Raw genomic sequence first — 20,717 nt, 5'->3', positions numbered from 1 at the left:
AGAAGATGTTAAGAAGAAGAGGTTTTAACCTTAGATAACTAGCTAAAAAGCTAGTTATCTCTAAATTTACTTATTGATTTAAAATTTGATTTTTACTCTTACATAAATTCTGCCAATTTGAAACACTTTTGATTTCAAGACATTGTTTTAAACTTTCTTTTTCAGCTTGTATATTTTGCATTCTTTCATAAGTTAAAGCTTGGATATATAAAGCTCTTGCTCTATCTTCATCTGAAAGTTTTAATTTAAGCAAATCTGTTAAAACAGCTAAACTTTCTTCATTTTTATTGATTTTAGCCAAAGCATCAAGATACATAAATTCTAAATTAGGACTAAAAAGATTTATACCTTTAAAATTTTGATAGTCAATGGCCTTAGGTGCGTAAGTTAAAATAGTTGTTTGCATATTATGATCATTAGCATAAGAAAGTAAAGCATCATAGACTTCTACCATACTAAAATTCATTGGAAAACTTTCTAAAATTTGCAAAATTTTAATGGCTTGATTGTAGTCATTTAAACGCAACAAAGACAAAAATTGCAAATAATAAGCCTTAAAATTCTCATCATCGCTTTTTAAAATTCTAGAATTAGCTATATCTTTAGAAATTTTAATCACCTGAGGATATTGTTTATTATCAAAAAGAATAGATGCTTTTTGAAGACCATAAAATATAGAATCTTCGCTATAATTTTTATTTATATAATCAAGTGCTTGTTCAACATTAGAAGTTCTGATAAGACAAGCTAACATTTGTTTTTTATTATCAATTTTCTGACCTATATCATAAGCGCTAAAACGCATAAAAATATTTGCAGCATTGATACAATTATCAGCTTTTATCGCATTTTTTAAATCATTAACAGCTGCTTTCTCTAAAAATTGAGTAGCATTTGGAATTTTTTTACTTTCTATAAGATTTTTATAAGCTAAAATCGCACTAAAATTTCCCTCTTTATAATAAAGTGCAACATCTTCATCTAAAGCTTTATTTGCAATATTCTCATCTTTATTTGCATATTGCTTCATTAAATCTGTATAACGCTGATGCAAAAAGCTTGCATTATTATCACCTAAAGCAAAGAATACCTCATCACTTGCTTTTTTGATTTCATCTAAATACCTACCATCTAAATAATCATCCATATACAAATCAAGGTATTTTTTAGCATCACTAGATCTGTTAGTATGTGATAAAACTAAGGCTAAATCTTTTAAAGTTTCTTCATAACTTGGATCAAGTTTGGACATTTTAGCAAAGGCATCTTCATAAATACTTGCACTTATATCAAATTGTCCTTTTTGATTAAATAATTTAGCAAGTTCTAAAGATCTTGGAATATCTTTTCCAAAATATTCAGGATTGGCTTTTAAAATAGTGTTAATATACTCTATAGCTTTATTTACTTGCCCATTTGAAAGCAAATTCTTTGCCAAACTCATAGCTGCTCTTGCAGCTAAATCTAAATTTTTTGTATTAAAATAAGTATTTTCATAAATATTTACAGCTTTTTCTTTTTCATTTAAATTATAAATATAGTCTGCATAATCAAGTTTTGATAACTGAGTAAAATAATTATTAGGTTGTTCATTATCCAAAATCGACATTGTATATTCCACATCAGCACGCTGGGCTAAAGCGATATAAGTTCTTAACATTATATGTAAAACTTCTGAAAAATTTTTATCACTTGTAAAAGTACGCGTCCAATTTTTAGCATCATCAATCATCTTTTCTAAAATTTGTTGATCACGCATGCTTGGATCTTGGGTGTAAAGTTTATTTTGAGCTCTTAATTTATATAGTATAAATTCACTAATAAAAATACTACCACGATATCTATTGATAGCATTTTGCGCATCAATAGCAACCTGACTATAATTAGCCTTATCGTATTCTTTTTTGATGCGTAAATAAGTATTAATATCTGCACTTTGAGGGATAATAACAGGATCAGAATTTAAATCCAAAGCTCCAACATAAGGCAAGCTCTCGTGTGGAAAATTGATATTAAAATCAAGTCCATCATAGTCTTTAATAGGTGCTAGCTCTGGTGCAAAAATAAAAGTAAAAGCCTTACTTTTATGCGAACTTGATGAACTAAGTTCTTTATCTATATAAATATTTTGAGAAGTGTCAAACATTCTTGCTTGTATTTTTGGCAAAATGATCATTTTAATTTTTTGAGCTTCTTGTATAAATTTTAAATCAAAAGCAGAAAAACTCTGATCTTTTAATTTATTATCAACCATACCTGCAATATCACATTCAAAATGAACTTTTGATTCGGTAATAAATTTTTGACATGTAAATTCTAAATCATTACTCGCATGTAAAACTGCAAAAGCTTGATTATTTTCGCGACCCGTGTTTAAAACAAGCTCAAAAGCAAAAGCATTTAAAAAACTTAATAAAATTAAAAATAATATTCTCATAAAATAATTATAGCAAAACTCTTATAACATTAACAATATAGCAAAAGTGCTTATACAAACACAAAAAGCTAAAATAAAATTTTGTATAAAACTAAACTTAATATTATGAACCCTATCATTTTTCATAAATAAAGCATGAATTAAAATCTTTAAATACGCATAAAGCATAATAACAGAAGATAAAGCCACAAAAAGTGCCAAATACCAATATCCATTTAAAATTGCTGTATTTAAAATCATAAATTTACCCCAAAATACTCCAAAAGGCGGGACACCTGCTAAAGAAAGCACACTAATGCTCAAACAAAAAGCAATTAAAGGTTTTTTAACCAAAAGTCCATTTAAACTCTCATAAGAATTATTCTCATAATTGCTTAAAATCATAAATACAGCATAATTTGCAAAAGCAAATAAAGTCCAATATCCAAAAATAGCAAGCAAAATTCCATCAAAATTTTGTTCTTTTAGTAAAGGAATACAAGCCACCAAAACCAAAGAAGAATGCACTACAGAACTATAAGCAAACATTTTTTTGATATTGTTTTGACTTAGAGCCGCAAAAGCACCTATAAGCATAGAAAAAATCGCTAGAACTATTATGATATATTCAAAACCTGTATTATTTAAAAAATCAAACAAACGAATAACCACACCCAACATGGCAACTTTTGGCACAACTGAAATAAAAGCAACCAAATTTGTATGTGCTGCATAATACACATCTTTAAGCCAAAAATGAAAAGGTGCCAAAGAAAGCTTGATTGCACAAAGAACAAAAATCATCACTCCAGCACCCAAAAGCATGGGATCTTTTTGAAACTCATTTTTTAACGCTAAATTAGCAGATAAATCTAAAGTTCCTGTTTTTAAATAAATAAAAGCTACAGCCATAACAAAAAACCCAGCTCCTACAGCCGCTACACTAAAGTATTTTATCGCACTTGAAATAGCATTATCACTTCCACGCATTGCTATTAAAGTATAAAGTGCTAAAGAAGAACTTTCAAGTCCTATAAAAATAAGTACTAAATTTGAGCTTGAAACCATCAAAAGCAAAGATGCAATCACAAATAAAAATAAAGCATAAAATTCACCCTGATTTTCTTCTTTTTGCATTAAAAGATATAAAAATGAAAAACACAAAATCACCAAAGAAGCATAAAATGAAACAATATCATTATTTAAAGTAGCCAAAAAAGCTTTTGCTTCTAAACCTTGAGCATTTGCATTATTTAAAATCAAAAAAGCACTTACAATTAAAGATAAAGAACTTATGCCAATATAAAACGATCGATGAAATTTCCAAAAACCAGAGCAAAGCAAAAGAACTATTGCAGTTGTAATTAAAAATAAAAATGGATAAGATAAGCTTATATTTAAAAGTTCTAAATTTAAAAAATTATTTAACATTTGCCTCTCCTATTTTAGATAAAAAATCTAAAGTATTTTGCTCCACAGCTCTAATATTCATTGTTTTTATAAGATTATCCACATCTTTTTGTATCGGCTTTAAAAGTATATTTGGCATAAGCCCTAGTCCAAAAATCATTACTACAATACACACAAGCGCTACTATTTCTCTAAAGCGTAAAGAAAAACTCTCTATAAAGCTTTGTTTTTGCATGAAAAATATTTTTCTAAATACTGCAAACATATAAATCGCTCCTAAAATAATCACCAAACCTGCCAATAAAGCGTAAAATAAATTAATCTTTGCTATACCTAAAAGAATTAAAAACTCTCCCACAAAAGAAACAGTTAAAGGCAAAGAAACACTCGCAAGTAAAATTAGCATAAAGAAAATTGAAAATAAAGGTGCTTTTTTAGCCAAAGAATGGTAAAAAGAAATATCATAAGTATGATATCTTTGGTGTAAAAGTTCAACCATTAAAAATAAAGCTCCCGTTACAATACCGTGTGCAAACATATAAAAAACCGCACCACTAATACCCAAAGCATTTAAAGAAAAAATTCCCAAAATCATCACACCAAGATGTGAAATAGAACTATAAGCGATCAATTCTTTAATATTTTCTGCTCTATAAGCAATTAAAGCATTATAAACGATACTCACTATGCATAAAGCTACAATTAAAGGCATAAAATACACACTCGCATCTGGAAAAAGTGGTAAACAAAAAAGTAAAAATCCAAAAGGAGCCATTTTAAAAACTACAAGCATTACAGAAACAAGCACAGGCGAATTTGCATAAACCTTAGGTGCCCAAGTATGAAGTGGAAATAAAGGAGCTTTGATAGCAAAAGCGATAAAAAATGCTCCAAAAAGTAAAAGTTGCTCTGTGAAATTTACTGCCGAGGCATTATTTTTCCAAATTTCTAAGTCAAAAGTGAAGATGTTTAAAAGTTGATAATTTAAATAAGCTTGATAAATCAATGCCACAAGCATTAAAATTGAACCCACAAAAGCATAGATAAAAAATTTCACCCCTGCTCTAAAATCTTTACTATAAACTCCCATAATATAAAGCAAAGGCAAAAGAGAAAATTCCCAAAAAACATAAAATAACAAACCATCTTTTGCGCTAAAAAGTCCCATAATGGAAAATTCTAAAAAGAATATACAAGATACAAGTGCTTTTTGTTCCAGCTTTAAAAATAAAAAGCTTAAAAATATCATCAAAGAACTTAAAAGCATCAACACAAGTGCAATACTGTCTACTCCTACATGAAAGCTAAAAAATTTCAAAATTTTAAAAGAGAGATTATAATCAAAGCTTGCCCCTTGTAAAAAATCCGCAAAAATATCCAAATTTAAAGCCAAAATTATAAAACTTACAACAACGCTAAAAACCTTAACGCCTCCGCGATTTAAAAGCAAAACCACAAAAGCAGAAATTAAAGGAAAAAATATCAAATAATTTAGCATTTTACACCATCCATACCAAAATCAACAAAATCACAAAAGCTGCCACCAAAAATCTAAGCATTAAGTTTAAGCTGTTTGGCATAATCATTTTTTGTGAAATAATTTGAGAATACAAAGCAATTTTTTCAACTATTCTATCAAAAATATAAAGATCACAATGCTTTAAAATCGCACATAAACTTTCATATTTTGAAACAATAAATTGATGATAGAATTTAGGAATAAAATAATCATTACTTAAAAGTTTGTGAATTTTATTTTCTTCAATACTTTCTTTAAACCAAGAATTTTTATAAGCAAAAATAGCCAAAATTACACCCAAAATAGCTGCTACACTCGCACAAATCATTACAATTTGATTTTGTGCATCAATAAAAACTAATTTTGTGCTTAAATATTCAAAAAAACTATGTTCAAAAAATCCTGCAATAATAGCTAAAACCATCAAAGGACTCATAGCTAAAAGTGCGATTTTACTTGCTTCATGTGGATGTTCATCATGTCTTGCAGGGGTAAAAAATACCAACATTAAAAGTCTAAAGCTATAAAATGCTGTTAAAAAAGCTGCGATTAAAAGCACCAAAAAAATACCATGGTGAAAAGAAATGAAAGAATATCCTAAAATCAAATCTTTAGAGAAAAATCCTGCAAAAGGATAAATTCCTGCTAAAGCTAAAGATCCTATACACATCAAAATAGCTGTAAATTTTAAAGGTTTAAAAAGTCCACCCATTTTTTTAATGTCTAATTTATCATTCATAGCATGCATTACATTTCCAGCACCTAAAAAAAGTAAAGATTTAAAAAAAGCATGTGTAGCTAAGTGAAATAAAGCTATACCATAAGCCCCAAGTCCTGCAGCTACAAACATATATCCAAGTTGCGATAAGGTAGAATAAGCAATAATGCGTTTTAAATCCCTAGCCACCAAAGCCATAGAGGCTGCAAAAATCGCTACAAAAGCTCCAAGTAAGGCAATAATATAAGAAACCTCAGGAACTAAATCATAAAGCGTGCTCGCACGAATTACCAAATAAACCCCCGCTGTTACCATGGTTGCTGCATGGATTAATGCAGAAACAGGAGTTGGCCCTGCCATAGCATCAGCAAGCCAAGTGTGAAAAGGAAATTGTGCAGATTTTCCCATAGCCCCTATAAATAAACAAGTTGCGATTAGGATCAAAGCGTTGCGATCTAGGCTTTGTGCCATGGAAAAAACTTCATCATATTTTAAAGTTCCTGCTTGTAAATAAAGCCAAAAAATTCCTAAAAGCATACCCAAATCCGCAATACGATTCATAATAAAGGCTTCATTAGCCGCAAAAGAATAAGTATCATTTTTATACCAAAAACCTATAAGCAACCAAGAGCAAAGCCCAACGCCTTCCCAACCTACAAAAAGTCCTAAGAAATTATCGCTCATAACTAAAAAAAGCATAGAAAAGACAAAAAGTCCTAAATAAGCAAAAAATTTATTAAAACCTTCATCATGAGCCATATAAAAAATACTATAAAAATGCACACAAGTAGCTACAATACCTACAACACTCATCATAGTAAGCGAAATGGCATCTATATCAAAGCCAAAATTTACTCCAGCAAACCATTCAAACAAACTCACATTAAAAGCTTCATTGCAAAAAAGCAAATACAAAGAACAAAAAGCACTCAAAGCTATTAGAAGTGAGCAAATTATCCCTACAAATTGTTTTTTCTCACTCAAAGCAAAACAACTTGCAAACAAAAAAGCTATAAAAGGACTAAAAAGAGAAATCAAAGCCAAATTTTGCATACTAAGCCTCCACTTCTTTTAAGCTTTTTAATTCCAAAGTGCCTTTTCTTCTATACCAAAGCACACACAAAGCTACACCAACAGCTACTTCACAAGCCGCTACACCCATGATAAAAAGTGCAAAAACCTGTCCATTTAAATCATTGTGCATTTTAGAAGCTGCTACCAAAGCTAAATTAGCACTATTTAATAAAATTTCACTCGAAATAAAAAGCATAATGAGATTTTGTCTTTTTAAAATCCCTACAAGCCCTATGACAAACATTAAAATAGCTATAAAAAAATACTTTTCTATCATTGTTTTTCCTTTGCCAGCTCTTTATGAGTAAGTACTATAGCACAAACTAAAGCAATCAAAAGTAAAATGGCTATGAATTCAAAAGCCAAAAGATATTTTGAAAAAATCGCTAAAGCCAGTTGTTTATTAAAATCAAACAAAGCAGGATCATTTAAAGACAAATCCGTGCTGATATTTTGGTATTTAAAACCTATAAGCATGGCCAAAAGTAAAATCGCACTTAAAACTACCAAAGTAAAAAAACTTTTTTTAGCTTTAAGTTGTTCTTTAAATTCTTTAGAAGCATCAAAAAACATCATCGCGAAACTATAAAGTCCAAGCACAGCTCCACTATAAACAATAATTTGTATCACGCCTAAAAACTCTGCATCAAGTAAAAAATAAAATCCCGATAAAAACACCATTCCACCCGCTAAAGCCGAAAGAGAATAAAGCATATTTTTACTTAAAACCGCAATGCCAAAAAAGCCTAAAACCACTACACTAAAAAATACAAAGGCTAAATTTTCTATCATTTATTTTCTCCTTGCTCTTGTGTATTTTGATTTTCTAAGGCTCTTTCAATCATCACATCGTAATAACTTGGTGTTTTTACCACCAATAAATCAGCATCTTTTCTAAGGCTTCCTGCTCCTTCAAATTCAACTTGATTTTTAAGCTTATCAATAGGAGTTAAAAAATCTTGCTTATAGCCAAAATAAGACCTTTGCTCGGCTGCATTTTCATACTCTGTCCCATGTACTATAGCAAGTTCTGGGCAAACCTCAGCGCAAAAACCACAATAAATACAACGCCCTAAATTAATACTATAATTTCCTATTTTTTTACGCCCATTTTCATCTAAAGAAGTTTCCATTCTAATACAATTGCTAATGCAAATTTTTTCGCAAAGCCCACAACCTATACATCTTTCATTTTCGCTTTCTATAAAACGCATCAAACGATGAACAGCACGGTAACGATTGTCAAGCTTTACCTTTTCAAAAGGATATTTAATCGTAGCGCTATTATTTCTCTTAAGTAATTCTCTCATCATCACAACAAGCCCTACAAAAAGCTCTAGTTTAACGCTTCTACGCAAAGCTTGTGAAATTTTCTCCCAAGTGCTAACAGGAGTTTTTCTTTTCTCATCCACTAAATAATAATTTTTCATATCAAACTCCTATAAAAGAACTGCCAAAGCAGTGATTAAAAGGTTTAAAACCGCTAAAGGGATTAAGATCAAATAGCACATTTTCATCACTTGATCTGGACGCAATTGCGGAAAAGCAGCTCTTGCCCAAAAATACCAAAAGAAAATAAAACTTGATTTTACTATCATCATAATCCAACCAGGAATAATCCAAAAGCTATTAAAACCCCCTAAAAACAAAAGAGTTACCAAAATAGCTCCAGCTATCATAGAAGCATATTCACCTATAAAAAACATACCCCATCTTAAACCCGAATACTCCGTTCCATAACCCGCTACAATTTCAGCATCATTTTCCGTCAAACAAAGCGGAGTTCTATTGGTCTCTATAAATAAAGCAATTATAAAAAGCACAAAAGCCAAGGGCTGTTTAAAAATAAGCCAAGAAAAAAATCCATCACTTTGATAATTGTTAATATCCACCAAAGAAAAAGAACCTACAAGCATTACAATAGCAATCAAAGCCAAAGCTCCTACGCTTTCATAGGAAATAATCGCTACAAGCCCTCTTGCAGCCCCTAAAATCGACCATTTATTATTACTTGCAAGTCCACCCAAAAACACCGCATAAAAGCAAAGTCCTGAAGTGCCGATGACAAAAAGCAAAGCTACATTGATATCTGCCACTATAGGCTGAATCACCCTTCCAAATAAAGTAAATTCAGGTAGCATAGGAATAGCCGCTAAAGAAACAAAAGCACAAATAGCAGAAATCAAAGGTGCTATAGCAAAAATAAATTTTTGCGAATTTGAAGGGATTATATCTTCTTTAGTAAAAAGTTTTATCATATCAGCTACAAGTTGAATAAGCCCAAAAGGCCCTACCATATCAGGCCCTATGCGTCTTTGAAAATAAGCTAAAACTTTTCTTTCAGCATAAGTTGCAAGACCTGCTAAACTCGCAAATATTGCAATGACAATAATACATTTAATCAAAGCCTCTAAAGCAAAAAAAGCAAAATCACTCATGGTTTGTTCCTAATTTTTCTAAATTCGCCACAACAAATCTTTCATCAAAAAAGCTTAGCGTGTCAAGTTTTTCATCAAAATACGGTAAGAAAGCTCCATTTTTTATATCCTTATCCACACGCACACTAAGGCTTAATTCTTTATCTTTTATTTTAAGTTTTACAAGATCTTTATCTTTTAAATTTTTCTCTTTAGCTAAATTTTCACTTACACCTAAAAAAATCACCTCATTAATCGCACTGGCACGATTTGAAAATCTACCAAATTGATAGCTAGGATTAGCACTATAAAGCAAAATTTCATCTTCTTTTGGGTTTAAATTTTCAAAATTTGGAGAGATGAATTCTTTTTTAGCAACTTGTTTAAAACATTCTAAATTAAGCTCATATCCCCTTTTACAATCGCCTGCATTGGTATAAAAATTGTCTAAATGATCAAAATCAATCGGAGAAAAACCTTTATTTATAGGGAGTCTCTTAGTATAATTTATGGTATATTCCTCATCAAAACCTAAAGCATTAGCTAAATCATTTAAAAAATATCCCTTAAATTCTAAAGCAGCGTTAGTTGGCACCACTCTTTTATCGTAATTTAAAAAAGTTCCTTCTTGCTGATTTAAACTCGCACTAGCTAAATTTGCATGCTCTTCATAAGAAAAACTAAAATCACCTTTTTCATTATAACCTAAAGTCTTGCCTTCTTGTGTGTTTTTATCCAAATCGCAAATCATGGCCACACCTAAGGTATTGGTATGCGTAGGATTTAAAAAGACTTTAAAAGGAGTGGTATTTTGGATCAAAGCAAGTAATTTAGCAAGTTTTTTCGCATTTTTATGAAAATAAAAATCACTCCCTATAACAAGAGTAAAATTTGCTTTTTTAAGCAATAAATCTTCTAATTTATCTTCATCTATGCCTAAATTTTTAGCAAAAATAGAGCGTTGCACTTCTATGATTTTTTTCACTTTCTTAGGCACGACTTTTTTTACTTCTTTTTGAATTTCATTGCCTTCTTCATCTTTTTCTATGACTTGTTCTACAACTTCTTCGTTGATACTTTCTTCTATTTCTTTATTTTCACTAACAAAAAACTCTGCTAAATGAGTTTTGATACCTTCATCTTGGCTAAATTTTTGAAGTAAAAAATATAAAATTTGCTCTTCATCGCCACTTTTATGAATGTGTGAGATAAAATTTTTAGAATATTTTGCTATACCCATATCTTCCATAGGATGAAAATAAAGCCCTGAGCCTTTATTCATCACTAAAGCATTATTGATTTTATAGCTAAGCGTTGGAGCATCATATCTTAAAAGCATTCCAGCCACAACCAAAAAATCACTTTTTGTTATATCTTGAGTATTAGCACTATAAAACTCACCAGAATTAGCGATAAATTCTTGTAAAAATTCTTTAAATTTCAAAGCTTCTTCATTGATCAAAGAAAGATTAAATTTCTTTTTTAAATTTTGTAAAATCAAAGCTTCTTCATTGGTAATAAAACTATTAAATTTAATGTTTTTAATTTCATTTTTCTCAAAAAGCTCCACAAGTTCTTTAAAGGCTTTTTCATCTTTATCCGCCTCATTTTGCGTATCAAAAGCAAATCTTGCAGCCTTATTTAAACTCGCGAAGGCAAAATCATTACTCACACGATAAATTTTTTCTTTTTGATTGCTAATGCCACTTTGCTTAATATCATAATACATCAACTCACAATCGCTTGAATGCGGATTTGAAGCAGGGATTCTTTTAAGTTCCCAAATATTTGAAGTGTATTGAAATTTCGAACCTATCAAAGCTCCTGTTGGACACACGCTTGTACATTCTCCACAAAATGAACAATCAAGCGTATCGCCATTTGCAGGGCCTATCAAACTTTTTTGAAATTTAGTCCAAATCGCATAAGCATCTTTTCCCATGCTCTCTTTAAAGCTATTATCCACACTATCTCCGCCACGAGGAACAGTCTTTAAAGCACTTTCGCCGATTTTATCCTTACAAACTGTAATGCAGCGCTCACATACTATGCAAAGTGCGGGATCGTAATTAATCATTCCCCAATGTTTATGCGGTTTATGCGTGTCTTTAATCCAATGTTTTTGAACATTTACACGGCTTTTATGAGTGAAATTTTGCAATTCACACTCGCCTGATTTATCGCAAACCCCACATTCTAAAGGATGATTGATACAATAAGCTTGCATGATCTCATTTCTTTCATCCCAAAGATTTTGCAAATCACTTTCTACAACCATACCCTCTTTTGCTTTAGTATTGCAAGAATATACCTTTTTACCATCAGCTTCAACCATACACATACGACAAGCCAAAGTAGGACTACAGCCTGAAAGATAGCAAATCGCTGGGATAAAAATATCATTTCTTCTTGCTATATTTAAAATATATTCGCCTTCTTCAAAGGCGCAATCTATACCATTAATCTTAACTGTCATTTTGCTTCCTTTATGCGAATTGGAGTAAAATCAAAACCATTGTTTTCATAATTTAAAAAAGCTATAGTGCCTTGTAAATTTTCATCTAAACAAAGCTTGGTTTTAAGACTAAAATCTTTAGCCAAAATTTCAACTTCACTTTGATCTTTGCATTTTGCAATTTGTAAAAATTGCTTTGAACAATGTAAATTTTTATCTTGTAAATTGGCTCTAAAAAGCACTAAACCATCATAATTATCAAGTTCTTTTAGGGTGTTTAATTTTGCCTTTTTAAAATCACATTCTTCTTCATCGCTATCTAAAATCTTTAATTCATATTTTGCACTTAAGAAATTCAAAAAATATTTGATATTTTCGCTATCTTTATAAGAATGGATATTTTTATCTATAATTAAATACTTAGCCTCTTTTAAAAAAGCAAGCACTTCACCTGCTTCTTCCTCTCCAAAGCAAGATTCAGCACTTAAATATCCCTCATCTAAATCGCAAAAATGCCCTTCATCGCTTAATTTACAAAGCAAGGCTAAAACAAAACTCAAACTTGCAATTTCGCATTTGTAAAATTTAGCTTTTAAGTTTTTATCTTCCAAACAAGAAATATTAATGCTATTTACACCTATTTTTTCACATAAATTTTTGTTTTTAAGGCTTGACATATCTAAAAAACAAAGAGCATTATCATAAATCATACCCTCTCCTTTTTTATAACAATAGTCCAATCCACTTGATTAAATTTCAAAGAATTTAAAAGCTCACAGCCTTGTTCTTTTACAAAAGAAAAACTTTTTTCAACAGGAGAAAAATCGCCGATTTCAAAAAGCACCACTAAAACCTCGCCTTGTTTTGCTTCTTTTATGATTTGTGCTAAATCTTCAAAAAGCTCTTTGCTTTTTCTTAAATCTACTCTTCTCATCGATCTATCTCACCTAAAACTATATTTACATTACCCATAATGGCTACAACATCAGCTAAATAAGTACCTACAAGCATTTCTTCAAAAAACGCACAATGCCAATAACTAGGCGTTCTAGCCTTTAAACGATAAGGTCTTCCTGTACCATCGCTATGGATAAAAAAGCCAAGCTCACCTTTTGGACTTTCAGTAGGCACATAAACTTCGCCTTTAGGAGGTTTTAAACCTTGAGTAATTAAAACAAAATGCTGCATTAAGGAATAATTCTGCGTTAAAATTTGTTCCTTTGAAGCACTTACATACTCAGGATGCGTAGCTAAAATTTCAGGCGGAGTATCTTTATAAAGCATGGCGCATTGTCTAAGGATTTTCAAACTTTCACGAAATTCTTGCATATAAACTTTATATCTTGCATAAGAATCCCCTTGCGTAGCATAAGGCACACCAAATTCGACTTCATTATAAAGCAAATAAGGCTCTTCTTTGCGTATATCGTATTTTATACCGCTTCCTCTTAACATCACACCCGTACAACCCCAATTTAAGGCTTGTTCTTTGGTAACCACACCTACATTTTCAGTTCTTAAACGCCAAATTCTATTATCATCTAAAAGATCTTCATAATCTTTTAAATCATTTGGAAATTTATCGCAAAATGCAAGCATTTCTTCTAAATAACCCTCAGGTAAATCAAGCATAACCCCGCCTATTCTCATAGAAGAATGCGTAAGCCTTGCACCGCAATACTTTTCTATCAAATCCAAAACATATTCACGTTCTCTAAAGCAGTATAAAAACACACTCATCGCACCAATATCAAGCGCATGAGTGGCAAGCCAAAGTAAATGTGATGCAATGCGGTTTAATTCTAAAAGTATCATGCGTATCACTGCTGCACGGCGTGGAATCTCTAAACCACAAAGCTTTTCAACCGCTGCACAATAAGCATAATTATTCGCTGAAGCGGCGATATAATCCATTCTATCAGTAGTAGGAATAAATTCTTGATAAATCATATTTTCAGCCATTTTTTCCATACCACGATGCATATAACCTATACAAGGACGCGCTTTTACAACTTGCTCTCCATCAAGTTCTAAAATAAGACGTAAATTTCCATGTGCTGAAGGGTGTTGAGGGCCTAAATTGATAATCATTTTTGAGTCTTCTTGCTCAAAAGCTATATTTTCATAATAAGGTTTTAACTTGCTAGGAATTTGCATTTTAACGCCTTTTCTCTAAAATTTTTGCTTCATCACGTTTTACTTTTTTTACAAAAGCTACGCCTTCATCTTCTTGATATTCTTGTTTAAAGGAAACTTCCTTCTTTTGACCACCTTTTGGCACTTCATGATAAAGTCTTGCAAAATTTAGCGTATCTTTATCATCAACAAAACCAGGATCTCTTTGTTCTTCGCCCACTACTTCACGATATTCTTTGCCAAAAATTTTATCAATCTCATACCATCTTGCAAACTCATCGCCCTTTAAAGGATAAGTTTTTAAAAGCGGATGCCCAAACCAATCATCAGGCATTAAAATGCGTTTTAAATTGGGATGATTTATGATGAAAATTCCAAACATGTCATAAATTTCTCTCTCACTCCAATTTGCTCCTTTAAAAATATGAGCCACGCTTTGTAAACGCTCTTTTACACCTACAAAAGTTTTTATTCTCACTCTTAATTTTTTTTCTAAATTTAAAAGCTGATAAAACACTTCAAAACCATTTTTATCTGCTATAAAATCAATAGCACTTGCCTCTGTAAAACTTAAATACCCTAAAGTTTTAAGCATTTGCAAGGTTTTAATATTGTCTTCTTTTTTAATTTCTATTACCCAAAAATCAAGCTCTACAAAGGAATTTAAAATTTCTACTTGAGTTTTTAAAACTTCAAAATCATCTTTAAAAACACTTTCATTAACATCAGATTTTACAGTGTGTGGCGCGTGATAAAATCTATCTTTGTAATAATTTTGAGTTTGAGCATTTTTTTTATCGCTATACTTTCTCATTATACCAACCTTTTAGGTGCGATTTTACGACTTGCTTTTTCTTTGCGAATCTTTTTTTGCAAAATCATCAAAGCAAACTGAAAACTTTCTGGACGTGGAGCACAGCCTGGCACATAAATATCTACAGGTATAATTCTATCCACTCCTTGAACCGTAGAATAAGTATTAAACATACCGCCTGTATTGGCACAACTTCCCATAGAAATCACCCATTTAGGATCAGGCATTTGATCGTAAAGTCTTCTTGTAAATTCAGCATGCTTTTTACATAAAGTTCCTGCGATAATCATCACTTCACTATGGCGTGGTGAAGCTCTAAAAATCGTTCCAAATCTATCAAAATCATATCTTGAACCCCCAGCCGCCATCATCTCAATCGCACAACAGGCAAGTCCATAAGATAAAGCCCATAAAGAATTACTCCTGCCCCATTGAACTAGTTTATCAACACTAGTTAAAACTACGGGCAAACCACTTGCATAATTTACTTGATGCTCTGCCATGCAAACGCTCCTTTTTTATAAGCATATAAAAATCCAACTCCTAAAAGTACGATAAAAACAAAAACTTCTAAAAGCCCAAACCAACCTAAATCTTTAAAAATCAAAGCCCAAGGAAATAAAAACACAACTTCTATATCCAAAAGTATGAAGATTAAGGCGATGATGAAAAATTGAGAGTTAATCTTGTTAGCTTGTTTAACAGGAATAGGACCACATTCATAAATTCCAAGTCCTAATTTTTTGCGATTTTTTGTGGCAAAATTATTACCAATTTTTGAAGCTAAAAAAACCAGTCCAAAAAAAATAACACTAGCAAGTACTAGCATTAAAAAAATACCAAAATAAGGATGCGAAGCATCTATATGAGACATTTATTCTCCTTTTTTAAAGCACTTTAATCACTCCACAACAAAAATTAAATTTACACTTTTCTTTATTTTACTCTAAACTTTCTATATTGAAACTTATATTAAAAAATATTTTTTAAAGTTTTAATTTTTTATGATTAAATTTATAAAAAAGATCACTTTGATGGGTTATAAATATATAAGAAATATTATTTTTTTGCTGATAGTAATATAAAAAAGTTAAAATTTCTTTAGAAGTTTTAATATCAAGCGCTGAAGTAATTTCATCTAAAATCAACAATTTAGGATTTAAAACCAAAGCACGGATAAGACCTACGCGTGTGGCTTCTCCTCCGCTTAACTCATAGGGTTTTTGTTCTAAAATTTGTTTTTTTAGACTAAAAAAATCAAAAAATTCTAAAATCAAATCATCATTCTTTTGTAAATTAAAATTTTCCAAACCATCTTGTATAAGATTTTTGATTTTTTTATAAGGGTTTAAAGCCATTTTTTGATCTTGAAAGCAATACTGAATTTGCTTTCTTAAAAGTCTCTGTTTGTTTTTATCAAGCTTGTGTAAGTTAAGATTTTCATACCATACCTCACCCTCGCTTGGATCTTCTAAAAAACAAAGAATTCTAGCTAATGTACTTTTACCTGCACCACTTTTACCTAAAATTATTAAATTGTCATTTTTATTTAAAGAAAAATTGATATTATCAAAAATAATATGTCTTTCTTTTTTTAAATACCAATGCTTTTTAAGCTCATAAAACTTACTTAAATTACAAACTTTAAGCATTATAATACCTTAAAAACTCATCTAAGCTATATAAATTTGAACTATTTTTTTCTAGCATAAGAATTTCATCTGCTAAAGAATTTACCAAATTTAAATCATGAGTGATACAAACTAAGGCTGTGTTATTTTTTAATTCTTCTAAAATCGATATAATCTTAGAAGCGTTTTCTTTATCCAAAGAAGCTGTGGTTTCATCACAAATTAAAATTTGGGGTTGATTTAATAATGCCAAAGCTAGACTCACCCTTCTTGCCATACCCAAACTTAATTCATTAGCATAAGAATGCCACAAACGATCAAGATTTTCAAATCCTAATTTTTGAAAATAAGAAAAAGCGTAATCTTTTCTTTCTTTTTGTTTTAATTTTGTATGAGTTTTTAAAACAAGATGACATAAATTTCCAATATCCAAATAAGGATAAAGACTAAGCTCTGCATCTTGCAAAACAAGTGCCACCTTAGAACGAAAATCTCTAAGCTCTTCTTTGTTAAAATTAAAAATACAAGAATTATGAAAACTTAATTCATCAAAACTTATTGTGAAATTAGAATCTAAAAGTCTTACCAAAGCTTTTCCTAGCAAACTTTTACCCATTCCACTTTGTCCTAGTATCATTAAAGTTTTGCCTGTTTTTATATCTAAATTAATATCCTTAAGCAATAAATTATTCTTCAAACTGATATTTAAATTTCTTACCTTCAAGATCTTATACCCCAAATTTTTTGTAAAAAATTACCCAACCATAAAAGAGGTAAAAACAACAAAAGCAAGCTTAAAAGTGGAAAAAGTATCATCCACCAAGCACCTATAAAAACTGCTTTTGAAGACTCACTCAAAAGAGTACCTAAAGTTGGAATTTCAAATCCTAAGCCCAGTCCAAAAAAACTCAAAGTAGCTTCTGTGGCTATAGCATGAACAATATTAAATATAAAAAGTGTAAAAATCAGTGTTTTTAAAGCAGGTATTAAATCTTTAAAAAAAGCTCTAAATTTAGTTCTTCCAAGCACTATATTTGCTTTGTAAAAATCTAAATTTTCAAGTCTTTTTAATTCACTTTCTATAATTCTTGCTATGAAACACCAATGAATTAATGCGATTAAAAAAATCATCAAAAACACATCAGAAGTTATCATACTTTGAAAAAACATCATAAGTAAAAAAGCAGGCAAGGCTAAAAAAAACTCTAAAATACGCATCCAAAAAATATAAAAAAAACATCGTGCTAAAAACAAATAACACAAAGCAAAGATAATAGACAATAAAGATCCACCAACACCTATGATCAAAGAATTTCTCAAAGCAAAAAGCAAACGAGAAAACAAATCCCTGCCTAAAAAATCAGTCCCTAAAATATAAGTAAAATTAGGAGCTTGATGCAAATTTTCTAAATGAGTGCTTAAAATATCAAAAGGAGCCAAAAAAGGTGCAAACAAGGCACATAAAAATAAAAAAATTAAAGGCACAAGTATGATAAGAAATTTAAACAAAATCAAGCCTTCTTAATCTAGGATTTAAAATCCTAGCTACAATATCACTTAAAAATGTAAAAAATGCTGCAAGTAAAACACTAAAAAATATAAGTGCAAGTACAACAGGATAATCTTTAAAAATAATACTTTTAAAAAGTAAAGACCCAAGCCCCTCGTAAGCAAAGACACTTTCTACCACATAAGTTCCCATCATAAAACTTAAAGCACTTCCCCCAAAATAAGCTACAATAGGACTTAAAGAATATTTCAAAACTAAAAAATAAATATCTTTCTCCCTTAAAGCTCTAGCGTATAAATTTTGAATAAAAATTTGAGAAAAACTTTCATTGATAAAATTTCTAGCAATCCTTAAAAATAACGCCAAATGTGATAAAACGAGCACCAAAACAGGTAAAATCAAATGCTCTAAACGATTTAAAAAATCATCTTCAAAGCCTATATCACTACTTCCCATAACAGGCAAAATTTTCCAAAAAATTCCAAAAATTAAAACAAACAATAAAGCCAAAACAAAAGGAGGTAAAGCAAAAAAATTAAAAGCTAAAAAAGTGATGATTTTATCTATAAAACTTTCTTTATAGTAATATCCTAAAAGTGCCAAAAAAACACTGAGTAAAAATAAAAGCATTAAGGCACTAAAACCCAAAATAAAAGTATTAAAAATTCTTTCTTTTATAAGCTTTAAAACACTTTCTCCACTTAAAAAAGAAACTCCTAAATCTCCTTTTAAAGCCTTAAAAAGCCAAATTTTATACTGCTCTAGCAAAGACTTATCAAGCCCTAAATTTTGTTCTATTCTTTGAACAAATTCTTTACTTTGTGAATTAACTCCATTAGCATAAGCTATACTGCCTTTACTAAAATGAAGTAAAACAAAACATAAAAAAGTGCTAAAAAATGCTACGACAAGACTAAAAACTAAGCGTTTTAGCACTATTTACTCCACTCATAAACATTCCAAGTAAAACCCACTCCATGATGACCTAAAGTCCTTGCTTTGATACCTTTTAAATCTTTATTATAAACTAAAGCAAAATCAAGATAGGCTAAAAAGATAAAAGGAGGATTTTCATACAAAGCATCTATAAAATCTTTATAATATTTTTTTCTCTCTTCCAAATTTGAAGTATTTCTTGCTTGTTGCAAGGCTATATCCACTTTTTTATCATGATAATGTCCAAAATTCCAACCCTCATCATTTAAAGCACTATCTTGCGAACTTTCAAATACCCTAAAAGTGTGAAAATCAGGATCTAAAGGACTTCCCCAGCCTATTAAAAAGCTATCTACTTTAGAATAATCAAAACTTCCAGCAGGTTTAGCCACCACCTTGCTTACAACTCCTATTTTTTTAAATTCGCTTTGCAAAATTCCAGCCAAACTTACCCTTAAAGGATCATTACTCATCGCCCAAATTTCAAATTCTAAAATTTTCCCATCTTTTTCAAAATTTCCATCTTTATTTTTCTTAAAACCTGCACTTACAAGTAAATCCTCGGCTTTTTTAGGATCATATTTGTAAATTTTAAAATTCTTAGGATTTGCCCAAGAACGCTCTAAAGGATGATTGGCTACAAAAGCATAATCATGCAAAAGATTTTTTACTATACTTTCTTTATCAACTGCGTAATTTAAAGCTTGTCTTACTTTTAAATCTTTTAAAAATTCATTATCAAAATTAAACATTAAAGCCCGATAATCAGCCGATTTTTCACGTAAAATTCCAAAATTTTCATCATTTTTAAAAATATTTAGCAAAGAAACATCGATTAAAGCTGTGTCTATCTTGCCATTTTTAAGCTCAGCACTAGCTATAGAAGGATCAAAAATGTGTTTTATAATAAGTCTTGGAGTTTTTACCTTATCAAGATAAAAATGTTCATTAGCTTTAAATTCAACATATTCACCTTTTTTCCATTTTACAAATTTATAAGGACCTGTACCTATAGGATTTTGATTAAAAGAGCTTGTGTTTAAATTCTCATTTTCAAGCAAATGCTTAGGAAGCATTCCTATGCTTAAAGCATCTAAAAATGCAGGATAAGGTTTAAAAAGTGTGATTTTTACATGAGAAGGATTTAAAATTTCCACACTTTTAATGTCTTCAAAATTGACATAAACAGAAGAATTGTTTTTAGGATTTTTAAAGGTTTCTATACTAAATTTCACATCATCAGCACTAAATTTGACTCCATCATGCCATAAAACATCGTCTCTTAAAAAAATATCATAAATAAGCCCATCTTTACTAACATCCCAAGACTTAGCCAAATCAGGTTTTAAACTCATATTTTCATCAAAACGCGTAAGCCCTGAAAATACAAGATTAATCACTGCATCATGATCCTCACTATAAGCAGGATTTATCCTTGTGATTTCATTTTCAACTGCTATAATAAGCATATCTTTTTGGGTTTTTGCTTCTAAATTTATAAACAATAACAATACAAAAATTAAAAATCTCAACATAAATAAACCTTTTCATTTAATAATTTGTAAAATTATAAAACAAAAAAACTCAACTCGCAAGCCTATACGGGGGATAAAATTATATTTTAGTTATAAATTTCTATTTAAATACTATTTTAATAAATTTCTATCACTATATTATTCAA

The 20,717-nt window shown here is 30.2% G+C and carries 20 protein-coding genes; all 20 read right to left on the bottom strand.

Annotated features, from left to right (window positions below; translation table 11 throughout):
• Positions 1–70 precede the first annotated feature (70 nt).
• Positions 71–2,437 (bottom strand): tetratricopeptide repeat protein, encoded by a 2,367-nt coding sequence (locus AJ932_RS09815; protein WP_070277928.1) that lies wholly within the window; start codon positions 2,435–2,437, stop codon positions 71–73.
• Between the two features lie 21 nt (positions 2,438–2,458).
• A complete protein-coding gene (locus AJ932_RS09810; RefSeq protein WP_044794378.1) occupies positions 2,459–3,847 on the bottom strand; it encodes an NADH-quinone oxidoreductase subunit N in 1,389 nt (462 codons plus the stop codon).
• A complete protein-coding gene (locus AJ932_RS09805; protein WP_070277929.1) occupies positions 3,837–5,324 on the bottom strand; it encodes an NADH-quinone oxidoreductase subunit M in 1,488 nt (495 codons plus the stop codon). Before AJ932_RS09805 ends, AJ932_RS09810 begins: the two co-directional genes overlap by 11 nt.
• A 1-nt stretch (position 5,325) precedes the next feature.
• On the bottom strand, positions 5,326–7,116 hold the full coding sequence (gene nuoL / locus AJ932_RS09800) for an NADH-quinone oxidoreductase subunit L (RefSeq protein ID WP_070277930.1): 1,791 nt from the start codon (positions 7,114–7,116) through the stop codon (positions 5,326–5,328).
• A gap of 1 nt (position 7,117) precedes the next feature.
• Entirely contained in the window at positions 7,118–7,414 is a 297-nt protein-coding gene (nuoK, locus tag AJ932_RS09795; protein WP_002858466.1) for an NADH-quinone oxidoreductase subunit NuoK, read from the bottom strand.
• A complete protein-coding gene (locus AJ932_RS09790) occupies positions 7,411–7,929 on the bottom strand; it encodes an NADH-quinone oxidoreductase subunit J (protein ID WP_070277931.1) in 519 nt (172 codons plus the stop codon). The genes nuoK and AJ932_RS09790 overlap by 4 nt, the downstream gene beginning before the upstream one ends.
• Entirely contained in the window at positions 7,926–8,567 is a 642-nt protein-coding gene (nuoI, locus tag AJ932_RS09785; protein ID WP_070277932.1) for an NADH-quinone oxidoreductase subunit NuoI, read from the bottom strand. The genes AJ932_RS09790 and nuoI overlap by 4 nt, the downstream gene beginning before the upstream one ends.
• A 9-nt stretch (positions 8,568–8,576) precedes the next feature.
• Positions 8,577–9,575, bottom strand: coding sequence for an NADH-quinone oxidoreductase subunit NuoH (gene nuoH / locus AJ932_RS09780; protein WP_002856570.1), 999 nt, complete (start codon positions 9,573–9,575; stop codon positions 8,577–8,579).
• Complete coding sequence (locus AJ932_RS09775; protein ID WP_070277933.1) at positions 9,568–12,030, bottom strand: NADH-quinone oxidoreductase subunit G; 2,463 nt, start codon at positions 12,028–12,030, stop codon at positions 9,568–9,570. The genes nuoH and AJ932_RS09775 overlap by 8 nt, the downstream gene beginning before the upstream one ends.
• Positions 12,027–12,719 carry an NADH dehydrogenase gene (locus AJ932_RS09770; protein WP_070277936.1) on the bottom strand — a complete coding sequence of 231 codons (693 nt, stop codon included), beginning with the start codon at positions 12,717–12,719 and terminating at the stop codon, positions 12,027–12,029. The genes AJ932_RS09775 and AJ932_RS09770 overlap by 4 nt, the downstream gene beginning before the upstream one ends.
• Positions 12,716–12,943: an NADH-ubiquinone oxidoreductase subunit E family protein gene (locus AJ932_RS09765; RefSeq protein WP_002824979.1), complete on the bottom strand. Its 228-nt coding sequence runs from the start codon at positions 12,941–12,943 to the stop codon at positions 12,716–12,718. The genes AJ932_RS09770 and AJ932_RS09765 overlap by 4 nt, the downstream gene beginning before the upstream one ends.
• Positions 12,940–14,166, bottom strand: a complete 1,227-nt coding sequence (gene nuoD, locus AJ932_RS09760) for an NADH dehydrogenase (quinone) subunit D (RefSeq protein WP_070277938.1) — start codon at positions 14,164–14,166, stop codon at positions 12,940–12,942. The genes AJ932_RS09765 and nuoD overlap by 4 nt, the downstream gene beginning before the upstream one ends.
• 1 nt (position 14,167) lies before the next feature.
• Positions 14,168–14,962, bottom strand: coding sequence for an NADH-quinone oxidoreductase subunit C (locus tag AJ932_RS09755; RefSeq protein ID WP_074470063.1), 795 nt, complete (start codon positions 14,960–14,962; stop codon positions 14,168–14,170).
• Positions 14,959–15,462, bottom strand: a complete 504-nt coding sequence (locus tag AJ932_RS09750) for a NuoB/complex I 20 kDa subunit family protein (RefSeq protein WP_002777888.1) — start codon at positions 15,460–15,462, stop codon at positions 14,959–14,961. The genes AJ932_RS09755 and AJ932_RS09750 overlap by 4 nt, the downstream gene beginning before the upstream one ends.
• Complete coding sequence (locus tag AJ932_RS09745) at positions 15,444–15,833, bottom strand: NAD(P)H-quinone oxidoreductase subunit 3 (protein WP_070277942.1); 390 nt, start codon at positions 15,831–15,833, stop codon at positions 15,444–15,446. The genes AJ932_RS09750 and AJ932_RS09745 overlap by 19 nt, the downstream gene beginning before the upstream one ends.
• A 112-nt stretch (positions 15,834–15,945) precedes the next feature.
• The gene (locus AJ932_RS09740) at positions 15,946–16,611 is read right to left on the bottom strand and encodes an ATP-binding cassette domain-containing protein (protein WP_070277944.1); all 666 of its coding nucleotides are present in this window, start codon (positions 16,609–16,611) and stop codon (positions 15,946–15,948) included.
• The gene (locus AJ932_RS09735) at positions 16,604–17,314 is read right to left on the bottom strand and encodes an ATP-binding cassette domain-containing protein (RefSeq protein WP_070277946.1); all 711 of its coding nucleotides are present in this window, start codon (positions 17,312–17,314) and stop codon (positions 16,604–16,606) included. The genes AJ932_RS09740 and AJ932_RS09735 overlap by 8 nt, the downstream gene beginning before the upstream one ends.
• Complete coding sequence (locus AJ932_RS09730; protein WP_074470062.1) at positions 17,311–18,105, bottom strand: ABC transporter permease; 795 nt, start codon at positions 18,103–18,105, stop codon at positions 17,311–17,313. The genes AJ932_RS09735 and AJ932_RS09730 overlap by 4 nt, the downstream gene beginning before the upstream one ends.
• Positions 18,092–19,036, bottom strand: coding sequence for an ABC transporter permease (locus AJ932_RS09725; RefSeq protein ID WP_070277950.1), 945 nt, complete (start codon positions 19,034–19,036; stop codon positions 18,092–18,094). Before AJ932_RS09725 ends, AJ932_RS09730 begins: the two co-directional genes overlap by 14 nt.
• Positions 19,036–20,571, bottom strand: coding sequence for an ABC transporter substrate-binding protein (locus AJ932_RS09720; protein ID WP_070277952.1), 1,536 nt, complete (start codon positions 20,569–20,571; stop codon positions 19,036–19,038). The genes AJ932_RS09725 and AJ932_RS09720 overlap by 1 nt, the downstream gene beginning before the upstream one ends.
• Positions 20,572–20,717 lie beyond the last annotated feature (146 nt).

This window comes from Campylobacter sp. BCW_6873, assembly GCF_001762365.1.
In the GTDB taxonomy this organism is placed as follows: Bacteria; Campylobacterota; Campylobacteria; order Campylobacterales; family Campylobacteraceae; genus Campylobacter_D; species Campylobacter_D jejuni.
Note: the sequence above shows the minus strand (reverse complement) of the source record. Positions and strands in the feature narration are given on the sequence as shown.

What these genes read in the sequence shown, in the direction of transcription:
- AJ932_RS09765 (WP_002824979.1), bottom strand. Translation starts at nt 12,943, where the DNA reads ATGAGAAGAGTAGATTTAAGAAAAAGCAAAGAGCTTTTTGAAGATTTA.
- nuoI (WP_070277932.1), bottom strand. Translation starts at nt 8,567, where the DNA reads ATGAAAAATTATTATTTAGTGGATGAGAAAAGAAAAACTCCTGTTAGC.
- AJ932_RS09815 (WP_070277928.1), bottom strand. Translation starts at nt 2,437, where the DNA reads ATGAGAATATTATTTTTAATTTTATTAAGTTTTTTAAATGCTTTTGCT.
- AJ932_RS09770 (WP_070277936.1), bottom strand. Translation starts at nt 12,719, where the DNA reads ATGATTTATGATAATGCTCTTTGTTTTTTAGATATGTCAAGCCTTAAA.
- AJ932_RS09745 (WP_070277942.1), bottom strand. Translation starts at nt 15,833, where the DNA reads ATGTCTCATATAGATGCTTCGCATCCTTATTTTGGTATTTTTTTAATG.
- AJ932_RS09790 (WP_070277931.1), bottom strand. Translation starts at nt 7,929, where the DNA reads ATGATAGAAAATTTAGCCTTTGTATTTTTTAGTGTAGTGGTTTTAGGC.
- nuoL (WP_070277930.1), bottom strand. Translation starts at nt 7,116, where the DNA reads ATGCAAAATTTGGCTTTGATTTCTCTTTTTAGTCCTTTTATAGCTTTT.
- nuoH (WP_002856570.1), bottom strand. Translation starts at nt 9,575, where the DNA reads ATGAGTGATTTTGCTTTTTTTGCTTTAGAGGCTTTGATTAAATGTATT.
- AJ932_RS09810 (WP_044794378.1), bottom strand. Translation starts at nt 3,847, where the DNA reads ATGTTAAATAATTTTTTAAATTTAGAACTTTTAAATATAAGCTTATCT.
- AJ932_RS09750 (WP_002777888.1), bottom strand. Translation starts at nt 15,462, where the DNA reads ATGGCAGAGCATCAAGTAAATTATGCAAGTGGTTTGCCCGTAGTTTTA.
- AJ932_RS09775 (WP_070277933.1), bottom strand. Translation starts at nt 12,030, where the DNA reads ATGACAGTTAAGATTAATGGTATAGATTGCGCCTTTGAAGAAGGCGAA.
- AJ932_RS09740 (WP_070277944.1), bottom strand. Translation starts at nt 16,611, where the DNA reads ATGCTTAAAGTTTGTAATTTAAGTAAGTTTTATGAGCTTAAAAAGCAT.
- nuoD (WP_070277938.1), bottom strand. Translation starts at nt 14,166, where the DNA reads ATGCAAATTCCTAGCAAGTTAAAACCTTATTATGAAAATATAGCTTTT.
- AJ932_RS09720 (WP_070277952.1), bottom strand. Translation starts at nt 20,571, where the DNA reads ATGTTGAGATTTTTAATTTTTGTATTGTTATTGTTTATAAATTTAGAA.
- AJ932_RS09805 (WP_070277929.1), bottom strand. Translation starts at nt 5,324, where the DNA reads ATGCTAAATTATTTGATATTTTTTCCTTTAATTTCTGCTTTTGTGGTT.
- nuoK (WP_002858466.1), bottom strand. Translation starts at nt 7,414, where the DNA reads ATGATAGAAAAGTATTTTTTTATAGCTATTTTAATGTTTGTCATAGGG.